Here is a 12,370-nt window from a genome sequence, read left to right as displayed (position 1 = left end):
CAGGCGCGCTATTGGTCACCGGCATGGGGGTGGGCGTATCGGCCGGGGAAGGAGCTTCCTGATCGCGCTCGGTATTGCCGGTGGGCTGGGCCAGCTCGGCCGGCCGGTCGGATTCGGTGATGGCGGGGGTCTGGGTATCGACCACTTCGCTATCAAGAGAGCCCATGCGGATATTGTTGAAATCGCTGACCGGCACCAGGTCCACCGCGATGGCGTTCTCGACCGTGGTCATCGGCTCCGCCAGGCCCAGATTGATGAGGCCGATGGTCAGAACCGCGACATGTGCAACAATCGAAACGATGAGGCCGGTGCGCATGGGGCGGGCCTATTGATCCTGCTGCTGGGTGATGAGGCCGATCTTGGTGAAACCGGCGGCCGACAGCATCCCCATGACCCGCATCACCGAGCCGTAATTGGCGGTGGTATCGCCGCGCAGGAAGATGCGGTCTTCCGTACCATTGGTTGCCAAAGCCGTCACCGTATTGATCAGATCGGCCTCCGCCACGACGTCGTCTCCGACATAGATGGTGCCTTCCGGCGTCACCGCAACGGTGATCGGCTGGGTCTGGCTGGACAATTCGGCAGCCGCGGTACGCGGCAGGTCGATCGGCACGCCCGATGTCATCATCGGCGCGGCCACCATGAAGATGATGAGCAGCACCAGCATCACGTCGACCATCGGCGTGATGTTGATCTCGCTCATAATCGTCCTGCGGCCGCGACGGCGGCGGCGTCCGCCCCCGCCTCCACCGCCCGATGCTGCACCCATGCCCATATCAGCGGCTCCGTGCTTCGAGCTGGCGGCTGAGAATGGTCGAGAACTCGTCGGCAAAGCCTTCCAGCCGCCCGATCATCTTGCCGGCATCGGCGCTCAGCTTGTTGTAGGCGATAACGGCCGGGATAGCAGCGACCAGACCAATGGCGGTGGCAAACAGCGCTTCGGCGATCGGCCCGGCAACCACGGCCAGATTGGTGTTGGACGAGGCGGCAATGGCGGTAAAGGCATTCATGATGCCCCAGACCGTACCGAAGAGACCAATGAACGGGCCGGCCGAGCCGACCGTCGCGAGAAAGCCCAGGCGCTTTTCCAGCGTCTCGCTCTCGCGGGCAATGGCCACGTCGAGTACCTTGTCGAGCCGCTGCTGCATGCCCACAAAGGAGGCCGCATTCTGCTCGTGGCTGCGCTTCCATTCCTTCATGGCCGCAACGAAGACCGCACCGAGCCCGCCGGTCGCCTTCTCCGATTGCTGCTGATAAAGCTCCTCCAGCGACTGGCCGGACCAGAACACGCGCTCGAAGCGGTTCATCTCGGCCTGGGTGCGGCGATAGGTGATGGTCTTGTCCACGATGATGGCCCAGCACCAGATCGAGGCGCCCAGCAGCCCAAGCATGACCGCCTTGACGATCCAGTCGGCCGCCCAGAACAGTCCCCAGATGGACAAGTCGGCGTGTGGAGCAACAGCTCCAACAGCATCCATGGCTTCCATGAAGTGATCCTTTTCGGCCCGGTCTACATGCCCGACCCACAGGCCACAGGCGATGGGGTCGAAATCTGTCAAAATTAAGAGAAATGCCCCATTTGCCGGGCTTTGCAGCGCGGCGAACGGGATCCGTGTCCCTTTGCCGCAATTATGGTCAAGAAGGAGTTAACAAACAGAGTCCTCGCGCCCTGTATCGCCCGGCCCCGTTAGGCCTTGGGCGCGAAGCGGGCGACGAGTTCGCGCGGCAGCCGGGCCGCGCCACCGGCGGTTTTGATGGCGACGACAACCACATTGGCCCGCGTCAGCACCATCTGATCACGTAAAATTGCCTGGGTGAGTGTCAATCGTGCCCCAGTAATCGCGCCGATTTCGGTCGTCACCGTCAATAGATCATCGATATGGGCGGCGCCGTCGAACGCGATGTCCATGGAACGCACGGCAAAGGCAATGCCCTGCGCCGCCAGCTCGGAATGATGAATACCGGCATCGCGCAAGAATTCAGTACGGCCGCGCTCGAAGAATTTGAGATAGGCCGCATGATAGACATTGCCCGAAAAATCGGTGTCCTCGTAATAGATGCGGATGGGAAAACGATGCTGGGTCAAATTGGTCTGTCCTTGCCCAGATCGATGACCACGATCTCGGATTTTGTGCCGTAGCGGATCGGCCAGCCGGAATAGCCCAGGCCCGAAGACACGATCAAATGACGATCCGCTTCCACGATATGGCCATAGACATAGCGGCTGCCATAGCGCGAGGGAACCACCGGCGTTTTGCCGAACAGCCGCACCTGCCCGCCATGGGTATGACCCGACAGAGTCAGCGCCACCCGGCCGGGAACATCGGGGAAGATATCGGGCTCATGGGCCATCAGCAGCACCGGCTCGGTACTGGTGACCTGCGCCAGAGTGCCGTCCAGATCGGCAATGCCATCGGCCCGATCGAAGCGCCGGTCCCGCTTTGGAGCGAAGGCGAATTGATCGCCCAGCCCCGCCAGCCAGAAGCCGCGTCCGGCGTGATCGACGCGGATGGCGCGGTTGACATAGACCGGAATGCCGGCGGCGGTCAGCGCCCGTTCGGCCTCGATTGGCCCCTGCGCCAGATCGGCGCGGCGATAGCCATCATAATCGTGATTACCCAGAATGGCATGGACACCTAGCGGTGCCGACAGCGCCCCCAGCCGGGCCGCCCAATGGGCGGCATCCATGGGGCGGGAAAATCGCGGTCCGCTGACGTAATCGCCCAGCAGCAGGATAATGTCGGCGCCTAGCGCATTGGCCTCCTGGCAAAAGGCCGCGAGCTGCGCCGGCCCGGTCCAGGGCTGACAGGCATGCAGATCGGTCAGCACGGCAATGCGCAATGGCAGGTCGTACGGCCATTGCGGCAGTTCGGGCTTGTAGCGCGTGACGTGCAGGGTCACGTGAGCGCCGCCCTTAGGCTCACGCCTCCGGCTCCTCGAACAGGCTCGCCTGCATGCCGACAAAGCCTTGCGGCACGGCGCGGCCCATATGCTGGAAGGCCAGCCCTGTGAGCATGCGGCCGCGCGGGGTGCGCTGGATGAAGCCTTGCTGGATCAGATAGGGCTCGACGATTTCTTCGATCGCGTCACGCGGCTCGCTCAAGGCAGCCGAAATGGTTTCGACGCCCACCGGGCCGCCATTATAGAAATCGGCAATGGTGGTGAGGTAACGCCGGTCGAGCTGATCGAGCCCGCGCGCATCCACATCGAGCCGCAGCAGGGCCTTGTCGGCCAGCTTGCGGTCGATCTGGGCGGCACCGTCCACCAGCGCAAAATCGGTGACGCGGCGCAACAGGCGCCCCGCGATACGCGGCGTGCCGCGCGAGCGGCGGGCAATCTCCAACGCGCCATCGGGCGCCATCGGCATACCGAGCAGGCGCGCGCCGCGCGTGACGATCTGCACCAATTCCTCGGGCGTATAGAAATTGAGCCGCACCGGAATGCCGAAGCGATCGCGCAATGGCGTGGTGAGCAGGCCCGCCCTTGTGGTGGCGCCGACCAGGGTGAATTTGGCGAGATCAATGCGCACCGAGCGGGCGGCCGGCCCCTCCCCGATAATCAGGTCGAGCTGGAAATCCTCCATCGCCGGATAAAGGATTTCCTCGATGGCCGGATTGAGCCGGTGGATCTCGTCGATGAACAGCACATCGCGGTCTTCCAGATTGGTCAGCAGCGCCGCCAGATCCCCCGCCTTGGCGATAACCGGGCCGGACGTGGCGCGGAAGCCGACACCCAGCTCGCGCGAAATGATCTGCGCCAGGGTGGTCTTGCCCAGCCCCGGCGGCCCCACGAACAGGACGTGATCGAGCGCCGCGCCGCGCTGCTTGGCGGCCTGGATGAACACTTCAAGATTGGCCCGCGCCGCCGCCTGCCCGACAAATTCGGCAAAGCCGGAGGGGCGTAGCGAAACATCGAGCGGATCATCACGCCCGGCAGCGGGGGAAGTCAGATCAGTCAACTACTCAACTCCCGCAGACCCAGGCGGATCAGTTTCTCGGTGGGCGTGTCGTCGCCCTCGCGCGCCACGATGCGGGCCAATGCAGCCGAGGCCTGGGCGCTGGAATAGCCCAGATTGACCAGCGCCGAAACCGCATCGGCCACGGTACCTGCCGCGCGGCCGTCGCCTAAAGCGGTCTGCAGGCCCAAAGTGCCGGCGTCGATCCCCACCCCGGTGGGCACCTTGCCCTTGAGTTCGGTGACCAGGCGCACGGCCAGTTTTGGGCCCACGCCATTGGCGCGGCCGATCATCGCCTTGTCCTGCAATGCAATGGCGCTGGAAATTTCCGAGGGCGACAGCGCCGACAGAATGCCCAGCGCGACACGGGCGCCGACGCCCTGCACGGTCATCAGGAGATTGAACCAGGCCTTTTCGGTCTCGCTGGAAAACCCGTACAGCCGGATCATGTCCTCGCGCACGAAGGTTTCGATGAACACCACCGTGGCTTCGCCGACGCGGGGGAGCGCCTGCAGCGTGCGGCTCGAGCAAAAGATTTCGTAGCAGACGCCGCCGACATCGATCAGCGCGAAATCATCGCCAATGCTGTCGACCAGGCCCTTGAGCTTGCCGATCATGCCAGCGCCCTCAGCCGTTGCGCGGCGACCCGGTGATGGGCATGGCAAATGGCGATCGCCAGCGCATCCGCCGCATCGGCGCCTTTGAATTGTGCCGCCGGCATCAAGGTTCGCACCATCAACTCCACCTGCCCCTTTTCCGCATGGCCCGTGCCCACGACGGATTTTTTCACCAGATTAGCCGCATATTCGGCCACCGGCACGCCCCTGGCGGCTGGCGTCACCAGGGCGATGCCCCGCGCCTGCCCCAGGATCAGCGCCGAACGCGCGCTTTGGTTGACGAAGGTTTCTTCCACTGCCGCCTCGTCTGGCGCGAACTTGTCCAGCACTTCGCCCAGCCCGGCGAACAAGACGGCGAGCCGGTCGGCCAGCGCGCCATCGGTGGGCGGGGTCAGCGTGCCAGCGGCCACAAAGCTCAGCCGATTACCCTGCGTTTCGATGACACCCCAGCCGCAGCGGCGCAGGCCCGGATCGATGCCAATGATTCGTACGCTCGCGTTCATAGGATTCATCCTTAGTGTGGCGAAGCCAACTTACCAAGCCGAATGTGAACAAAGCGGCAACAGAACGCAGTGGAAAACCGGGGAAAGATAAAATTGCAGCTAAGCTCACAAGACCATGTTCAGCGGCCCCTCCTAGTCTCGCGCTTGGGAATGCAAGGACGAAACAGATGACCGGACTCCACAGGAGCCTCCCCAAGCGGGCCTGGGCTCATGTCTATCGTTTGACCGGAGGGATCATCGCCGTTTCGATTGTCATTTCGATCATTCTGACCAACCTCTTCATGGAAGTCCTTTCGAACGGCGTGAATGTGCAGGGGCTGGCTGTCTCGGTGCTCATGCCTATCGTACTGGGCGGCCCGATGACGTTTATTCTTGTACTCAAGCACGAGCAATTGCGCTTCGCCAATGAGCAGCTCGCCCATATGGCCACCGTGGACTGGTTGACCGGGTGCCTCAATCGCGGGGCCTTTACCGGCCGGGTTGCTACCTATCTCGACCGGCGCAACCAGCGCCCCGGCGAGGGCGGGGCCTTGCTCATCGTGGATGCGGATGATTTCAAACGCGTCAACGACACCTTCGGCCATCACAATGGCGACGAGGCCTTGCGGCTGATAGCCCAGGCCATTCGCGGCGCCGTGGGACGGCAGGACCTGGTGGGGCGGCTGGGCGGCGAAGAGTTCGGCATTTTCCTCGCGGGCGCAAGTCTCGACGCCGCCGACCAGGCGGCCGAGCGAATCCGGATGGCCGTCAACGCCATGGTCTTTGCCCCGGGCGACGCGCCCTGCCCGCTCTCGGTCAGCATTGGCGGCGCCGCCTATGTCAACCGCACTCGCTTCACCGACCTCTATCGCCTGGCCGACCAGCGGCTTTACGAAGCCAAGAATACCGGACGAGACCGCGTCGCCATCATGCAGGCCGCCTAACCGTGGAACACCTATTGCACACCTGACCCAACGGCATTTCCCAGCACCTGATTTTTCTCAGCAGCGAGTTTTTCATGCTTCCTTCCAAGACCTTGATTGCATTGCAAAGCTGGTCGGGCGTGGCTCGTTCGACCCTTTTTGGCACCCTGGCCTGTGTCGTGGTGTCTGTGGTCTTCAACGCGCTGTTCTTTGACGATCTGGGTGTGCATGCCTTGCAGCGCTCGCTCCTCAGCGCCACGATATTGCCCGTCATCCTTGGGCTGCCGCTATTCTGCTATGTCAGCCTCAAATTGCGGGACCTGGCCATTACCAACACGCGCCTGGGCGCGGTGGCCCGCACCGATAGCCTCACCAATTGCCTCAATCGCGGCGCCTTTACCGCCAAGGTCGCCGCACAATTGGCCAAGGGCCAGAAGCACCCGAGCGGCGCGCTTCTGATGATTGACGCCGACAATTTCAAGGCGATCAACGACCTGTTCGGCCACGACGCCGGCGACGAGGCCCTGACCATCATTGCCCGCTCGATCCGCGCCGTGCTGCGCAGCGGGGACCTGGTGGGCCGCATGGGCGGCGAGGAATTCGGCGTCTATCTGCCGGGCGCCGACATGCGCGACGCCGAAGTGATCGCCGAGCGCATCCGCCGCTCGATCAACCTGGCCGTGTTCCAGCCGCATGGACGGCCGCGGCCGCTCTCGGTCAGCGTCGGCGGCGCCGTGTTCGACCAGCCCACCAGCTTTTCAGAATTGTTCCATATCGCCGACCAGCGTCTTTATGGCGCCAAGCAGACCGGCCGCAATCGGGTGACAATTGCCCATGCCAGCGATTATCCGGTGCTCGACCTCAAGATCGCATAAGAAAGGCGACGCCGCAGCGCCGCCCCCCAAATTTCCAGCTCGAACCTGCCTCAGCCTTCGAGCTTGGCCATGTCCTCTTCGCTCATCTCGAAATTCGAATAGACGTTCTGCACGTCATCGTCTTCTTCGAGCGTCGCAATCAGCTTCATCAGCGTCGCGCCCTTTTCGGCGTCGATCGGGGTCTTGGTCTGCGGCTCCCAGATGGCCTTGACCGATTCAGCCTCGCCAAGCACCTTTTCCAGCGCCGCGGCAACTTCCACCATCGCCTCGAACGAGGTGTAGATATAATGGCTTTCCTCGTCGCTTTCGACGTCGTCGGCGCCCGCCTCGATGGCCGCTTCCATCACCTTGTCTTCGCTGCCAGCCTTGGCCGGATAGGTGATTTCGCCAATCTTGTCGAACATGAAGCCGACTGAATTGGTTTCCCCCATCGCTCCCCCATTCTTGGAGAAATAGGAGCGGACATTGGAGGCGGTACGATTGCGATTGTCGGTCAATGCCTCGACGATGATAGCGACGCCGCCGGGACCATAGCCCTCATAACGGATCTCATCGTAATTCTCGCCATCGCTGCCGATCGCCTTTTTGATGGCGCGGTCGATATTGTCCTTGGGCATGGACTGGGAGCGGGCATTGGTCACCGCCAGGCGCAGGCGCGAATTGAAGGCCGGATCGGGCATGCCCATCTTGGCGGCGACGGTGATTTCGCGCGCCAGCTTGGAGAAAATCTTGGAGCGCACCGCGTCGGACTTGCCTTTGCGGTGCATGATGTTTTTGGCGTGGGAATGGCCTGCCATTCGAAACCTCGGATCGTCGGGACTAGAAATTTGCCCGCTTATAGTGGCCGAGGCTGCAAAAGAAAAGACGGCAGGGCAGGAGCGGAACGCCCCGCCCCTCGCTATCCATTGTCGCGGGTCCAGATCGCGCTGTCGATCTTTCCGCTCAGCTCTGGATAGTCGTCCGCATGAAAGACCGGTTGCTGCCCCGCATTGCGTTGCGCTGCATAGTCCTTGGTCAGTTTGACCACAGTGCCCGACAGCAGCACGATGGCAATGAGATTGACGGTGGCCATCAGACCCATCGAGGCATCCGCCGCATTGAACACTGTCGCCACGCTCTCATAAGCACCCCAGACAACCATCCCCAGCACCGCCAGACGCAGCACGGTCAGCCCGGTGCGATTGCCGATCTTGAGGAAGGTCATGGCGTTTTCGGCATAGGAGTAATTGCCGATGATCGAGGTAAAGGCAAAAAAGAGGATGGCGATAGCAATGAAATATTGTCCCGCCCCTCCGATATGCACCGTCATTGCCGCCTGCGTCAGCGGCGTGCCGGTGAGTTCGCTCCCCGGAACCATCACGCCCGAAAGCAGGATCATCAGCCCCGTCGCCGTACAAATCAGGATCGTGTCGATAAACACGCCCAGGGCCTGCACAAAGCCCTGCGATGACGGATGATGCGGGCTGGGCGTTGCCACCGCCGCGATATTGGGCGCCGAGCCCATGCCGGCTTCGTTGGAGAACAATCCGCGCTTGACGCCATTGAGCAGCGCCCCGGCAATGCCGCCCGTTGCCGCACCCAGGCCGAAAGCCTCCTGCACGATCATGCCCAGCAGGCCCGGCACCTCCCCGATATGGGTGATCACCACGAACAGCGCCACCGCCAGATAGACCACCGCCATGAAGGGCACGACCAGTTCGGCCACGCGCGCAATCTGCCTGATGCCGCCAAAAATCACGATTGCCGTCAGCACTGCCAGCGCCACGCCAACCCAGAGCTTGTCAAACCCGAACGCACCCTGGAAGGCATCGGCAATGGAATTGGCCTGCACTGCGTTGAATACCAGCCCGAAGGCCAGGATCAGGCAGACCGAGAAAATGGCTCCCGCCCAGGGTGCCTTGAGGCCGTGCGCGATGTAGAAGGCCGGCCCGCCGCGATATTCGCCATCCTCATTCTTGATCTTGTAGAGCTGGGCGAGCGTCGACTCGGCATAGGCCGTAGCCATGCCGACCAGCGCCACCATCCACATCCAGAACAGGGCCCCGGGCCCACCCAGATAAAGCGCCACCGCCACGCCTGCCAGGTTGCCGGTGCCCACGCGTGAGGCCAGGCTTGTACACAGCGCCTGGAATGGGGTGATGCCCGATTTGTCGTTTTCCTTGGACCCCAGGACGGCCCGGAACATCTCCGGAAAATGCACGAACTGCACAAAGCCGAGGCGGATGGTGAAAAACACCCCAACGGCCAACAGGCCATAGATCAGGACATAGCCCCATAGAATGTCGTTCAGGAAATTAATGATCGGGTCCACGGCGTATCATCTCCTGACGCAGTTGCAGTCAACCAGCGATGGAGCGCGCCCTGTTGTCCATCCAGGCTTATAGCGGATGCGGCCCCGCTAGGTCGACCAATGCTATCCGAGCCTGAAAGCCCTTTTCAGGCAAGGAGATTCAGCCAAGCTGTGGATAACGCTCACCCGAAGTCAGGCTCGGTCTGCGCCAGTGTACCGCCGAGGCGTAGCGGCAGCACCTTGCGGGCGAGGCCGGTGCGCGGATCGGTTTCAACGGCCACGCCGCACAATGTTGCCTCCCCTTCAGCCGGGGTGAAGCGGCCATTGGGAATGCCGGTGAGGAAGCGATTGAGCGGTTCATCAGTTTCGCTGCCGATGATGGAATCGAAATCCCCACACATGCCGGCATCGGCCATCAACGCCGTGCCGCCGCGCAGCACGCGCTGGTCGGCCGTGGGAATATGGGTGTGGGTGCCCACGACCAGGCTGACCTTGCCATCGAGAAACTGCCCCATGGCCTGGATTTCAGATGTCGCCTCGGTATGGAAGTCCACAATGATCGCGTCTGCCTGTTCACCCAGCGGGCAGGCAGCGACGGCGGCTTCCACCGCCCGGAACGGATCGTCCGCCGGCCCCATGAAGACGCGGCCTAGCGCATTGATCACCAGCACGCGATGGCCATTGCGGCCCTCGATGAACATCGCGCCGCGCCCCGGTGTGCCCGGCGGCATGTTGATGGGGCGGATCAGGGTGGGCTCGCGCTCGATATAGGAAATGGTCTCGCGCTGATCGAAGGCATGATCGCCCAGCGTCACCACATCGGCCCCGGCATTGCGAATGGCATTGAAATGGGGTTCGGTCAGCCCCTTGCCATGGCTGGCATTCTCGCCATTGACCACGACGAAATCAAAGCCATAACGCTCGATAATGCCCGGCAGGCGTTCATTGATCGCGTCGCGGCCGGAACGGCCCATCACATCGCCCAGAAACAGAAACTTCATTGGCCGGCGCCGAAGCGGCGAATGCCGGTTTCCGTGATGATGGCATCGAGCGGAATGTCATGCGCTTCGCGCGGGAGCTGTGCGAACTCCTGCGCGGCAAAGGCGAGCCCGATCAATTGCGGCTTCTTTTTCATACGCACGATGGTCCTGTCGTAATGGCCCTTGCCATATCCCAGCCTTGTGCCGGTGCTGTCAAAGCCCAAAAGCGGGATCAGCATGACATCGGGCTCCACCACCGGCGCCGTTTCGATCGGCGCCAGCGTACCAAAACCCGAGGGATAAAGGGCCTCCCCATCCTGCCAGAGCCGCATGGTGAGCGGCGCATCGCCTTCGGTGACGGGCAGACAGACCGGCTGGCCCGAATCCATCAGGCGCACCAGGATGGGCCGGCAATCGAACTCGTCGCGGATCGGCCAATAGCCGGCCACGATCCAATCGGGCCCAAGCGCAAAAGTATCGAAAAATGCCTTGGCGGCAATTGTGCCAGCATCGGCACGGATATCGACGGAGACGGCGGCGCGGGCGGAGCGCGCCTTGTCACGCAACCCCGCCTTGGCGTCTTCGATGTAACCGTCAGCCATGCGCGCCGCTCGAAACAAAACTAGGTGCCACCCTGGCCGTGGGATAGTCGATCCCGGGAACCTACAACGTAGGTGGGCGCCGTATGTCCGAACCCACGGGTCCGGTCAGGGACAGCTCCCTTAGGAATCGATAAGGCCCCGGGGATATTGTTATCCATCACGCACCGGGCAGCAGCACAGATATAGGCGCTTCGAGCGCGTGGTGCAAAGGTGGAAATTAGATTTGATCCTGCCAATCTTGCGATTGATGCAGCACGCGCAGAATGACGATGTCGGGATCATCCAATTGGTAGAAGATGGCGTGTGATCCATAGCGGACACGCACATTCTCACCAATGTCGTCGCGAATGGCAGCAGCCAGTGGGTGCCGCGACGCCAGCTCCGCGGCATCCAAAAACAGCAAATAATAGAGTTCCGCTGCGCGCTCACCAAAAGAGCGCTTGCCGTTCTCGTATATGAAATAAATGTCTTCCGCCGCTTGCGCCGAGAAGCGAAACGCCACGTTCAGGCCGCGTCCGATTTGACGTGGCGAGCCCTGCGTCGTGCTTCATCAAGTATTTCGTCTGCGGTTAATGGGCTAATGCCGCTATCGATTCCTTCTTGAACAAGCCGGCGAAGTTCCTCGACTTTCTTGCCGCGCTCCTGATCCCGCCGGACCAGATCGCGCACATAATCGCTGGAATTGCCGTAGCGGCCGGTCTCGACCTGGGCCTCGACCCATTCCTTCATCGCGGCAGGCAGCGAAACGTTCATCGTGGCCATGGGTGGTCTCCTTCCACCCCAAAATAGCGCGATTGGCAAACTTTGCTAAGATTGGCGATCTGCGTTAGCCCTGCGGCAGCGGCGCCGTTTCGTCCAAGGCTACAGCGGCGCCTTCGAGCGCCCGGGCGGCATCGCCGAGCTTGGCCGCGAATTTATGTTCCAGCGCTTCGTATTCGGCGGCGACTTCCTGGCCCGCTCGGGTCAGTACGGTCACCTCCGTCTCGAGTTCCTTGATCTTGCGCTCGGCCTCGGCCAATTCGTCAACGACGGCAATGCCAGCCATGACCGTCAGGCGATTGTCGCCGATTTCCCCGACTGCGCCCTTGAGCGCCTCGACCTGGCTGTTGAAACGCTCGGCCAGCCCGATCAAGTGCTTTTGCTGGCCCTCTTCGCAAGCCATGCGATATTTGCGGCCGTTGATTTCGACATTGACTTCAGGCACCGGTCTACTCCGCCTTGGCCAGCACGTGCCGGACCGTTTCCATCGCTTCGACCAGGCGGCGCGACACATCATGGGCGCTGTCATCGAGCCGCTTGGCCCGCGCCGAGGCCTTGTCGAGCTCGGTCGCCAGCCGCGCCCGCTCCTGCACCAGCCGCTGGGTATCGACCTCGATGCGGTTATGCTGCCGCATCCGCGTGCCAAGATTTTTGACGCTCTGGTCCAGCCGCGCCATCGCCCGGTCAAACCGCGCAGTCGCCGCGGTCAATCCGTCTTCAAGTTCATTATCGCTCATCGCCGTCAATGCCTTTCCGGCTCATCGGGCCCCTGCCGAATCCTGCCCCAGCCATGCCGCCAATGCAACCACTGCGCCAATCGGCCGTCATTGACAGGCAATCCTAACCTGTTATGCCTCGAACCGCCTTTTGGGAGGAGGCGCCCCACG

The 12,370-nt window shown here is 62.3% G+C and carries 17 protein-coding genes, 1 other RNA gene and 1 pseudogene; 2 read left to right on the top strand and 17 right to left on the bottom strand.

Annotated features, from left to right (window positions below; genetic code table 11):
- The 8 genes and pseudogenes from FF80_RS10615 to ruvC form a co-directional block, all read right to left on the bottom strand.
- Positions 1-316: pseudogene (locus tag FF80_RS10615) on the bottom strand (hypothetical protein); the annotation flags it as partial.
- Between the two features lie 9 nt (positions 317-325).
- Positions 326-775 carry a protein TolR gene (gene tolR / locus FF80_RS10610; RefSeq protein ID WP_035100096.1) on the bottom strand — a complete coding sequence of 150 codons (450 nt, stop codon included), beginning with the start codon at positions 773-775 and terminating at the stop codon, positions 326-328.
- A 1-nt stretch (position 776) separates the two neighbouring features.
- Positions 777-1,478 carry a protein TolQ gene (tolQ, locus tag FF80_RS10605; protein WP_035100132.1) on the bottom strand — a complete coding sequence of 234 codons (702 nt, stop codon included), beginning with the start codon at positions 1,476-1,478 and terminating at the stop codon, positions 777-779.
- 209 nt (positions 1,479-1,687) lie between these two features.
- On the bottom strand, positions 1,688-2,086 hold the full coding sequence (gene ybgC, locus FF80_RS10600) for a tol-pal system-associated acyl-CoA thioesterase (protein WP_244445753.1): 399 nt from the start codon (positions 2,084-2,086) through the stop codon (positions 1,688-1,690).
- Positions 2,083-2,901: a metallophosphoesterase gene (locus FF80_RS10595; protein ID WP_244445752.1), complete on the bottom strand. Its 819-nt coding sequence runs from the start codon at positions 2,899-2,901 to the stop codon at positions 2,083-2,085. Before FF80_RS10595 ends, ybgC begins: the two co-directional genes overlap by 4 nt.
- Positions 2,902-2,920: 19 nt before the next feature.
- On the bottom strand, positions 2,921-3,958 hold the full coding sequence (gene ruvB / locus FF80_RS10590; RefSeq protein WP_035100092.1) for a Holliday junction branch migration DNA helicase RuvB: 1,038 nt from the start codon (positions 3,956-3,958) through the stop codon (positions 2,921-2,923).
- Complete coding sequence (gene ruvA / locus FF80_RS10585) at positions 3,955-4,572, bottom strand: Holliday junction branch migration protein RuvA (RefSeq protein WP_035100089.1); 618 nt, start codon at positions 4,570-4,572, stop codon at positions 3,955-3,957. Before ruvA ends, ruvB begins: the two co-directional genes overlap by 4 nt.
- Positions 4,569-5,075 (bottom strand): crossover junction endodeoxyribonuclease RuvC, encoded by a 507-nt coding sequence (gene ruvC, locus FF80_RS10580; RefSeq protein WP_035100086.1) that lies wholly within the window; start codon positions 5,073-5,075, stop codon positions 4,569-4,571. The genes ruvA and ruvC overlap by 4 nt, the downstream gene beginning before the upstream one ends.
- Before the next feature lie 167 nt (positions 5,076-5,242).
- Here ruvC and FF80_RS10575 point away from each other — a divergent pair, with 167 nt between their 5' ends.
- A complete protein-coding gene (locus tag FF80_RS10575) occupies positions 5,243-5,998 on the top strand; it encodes a GGDEF domain-containing protein (RefSeq protein ID WP_081917379.1) in 756 nt (251 codons plus the stop codon).
- Between the two features lie 74 nt (positions 5,999-6,072).
- Positions 6,073-6,852, top strand: a complete 780-nt coding sequence (locus FF80_RS10570; RefSeq protein ID WP_035100082.1) for a GGDEF domain-containing protein — start codon at positions 6,073-6,075, stop codon at positions 6,850-6,852.
- A 50-nt stretch (positions 6,853-6,902) separates the two neighbouring features.
- Here the strand turns inward: FF80_RS10570 and FF80_RS10565 are convergent, their stop codons facing one another.
- From FF80_RS10565 to FF80_RS10530, 9 genes are all read right to left on the bottom strand, one after another.
- A complete protein-coding gene (locus FF80_RS10565) occupies positions 6,903-7,649 on the bottom strand; it encodes a YebC/PmpR family DNA-binding transcriptional regulator (protein WP_035100081.1) in 747 nt (248 codons plus the stop codon).
- Positions 7,650-7,750: 101 nt separating this feature from the next.
- A complete protein-coding gene (locus FF80_RS10560) occupies positions 7,751-9,163 on the bottom strand; it encodes a sodium:alanine symporter family protein (protein WP_035100078.1) in 1,413 nt (470 codons plus the stop codon).
- 161 nt (positions 9,164-9,324) lie between these two features.
- Positions 9,325-10,143, bottom strand: a complete 819-nt coding sequence (locus FF80_RS10555; RefSeq protein ID WP_035100077.1) for a TIGR00282 family metallophosphoesterase — start codon at positions 10,141-10,143, stop codon at positions 9,325-9,327.
- Positions 10,140-10,724 (bottom strand): 5-formyltetrahydrofolate cyclo-ligase, encoded by a 585-nt coding sequence (locus tag FF80_RS10550; RefSeq protein ID WP_035100076.1) that lies wholly within the window; start codon positions 10,722-10,724, stop codon positions 10,140-10,142. Before FF80_RS10550 ends, FF80_RS10555 begins: the two co-directional genes overlap by 4 nt.
- A 21-nt stretch (positions 10,725-10,745) precedes the next feature.
- Positions 10,746-10,902, bottom strand: a non-coding RNA gene (ssrS, locus tag FF80_RS21385) — 6S RNA.
- A gap of 39 nt (positions 10,903-10,941) precedes the next feature.
- A complete protein-coding gene (locus FF80_RS10545; protein ID WP_035100074.1) occupies positions 10,942-11,226 on the bottom strand; it encodes a type II toxin-antitoxin system RelE/ParE family toxin in 285 nt (94 codons plus the stop codon).
- A 2-nt stretch (positions 11,227-11,228) separates the two neighbouring features.
- Entirely contained in the window at positions 11,229-11,486 is a 258-nt protein-coding gene (locus FF80_RS10540) for a type II toxin-antitoxin system ParD family antitoxin (RefSeq protein WP_052153401.1), read from the bottom strand.
- 64 nt (positions 11,487-11,550) lie between these two features.
- On the bottom strand, positions 11,551-11,928 hold the full coding sequence (gene zapA / locus FF80_RS10535; protein ID WP_035100073.1) for a cell division protein ZapA: 378 nt from the start codon (positions 11,926-11,928) through the stop codon (positions 11,551-11,553).
- Positions 11,929-11,932: 4 nt separating this feature from the next.
- Entirely contained in the window at positions 11,933-12,220 is a 288-nt protein-coding gene (locus FF80_RS10530) for a DUF4164 family protein (protein WP_052153400.1), read from the bottom strand.
- Positions 12,221-12,370: the final 150 nt, after the last annotated feature.

It is taken from the genome of Devosia sp. LC5, from assembly GCF_000735585.1.
GTDB lineage: Bacteria > Pseudomonadota > Alphaproteobacteria > Rhizobiales > Devosiaceae > Devosia.
Note: the sequence above shows the minus strand (reverse complement) of the source record. Positions and strands in the feature narration are given on the sequence as shown.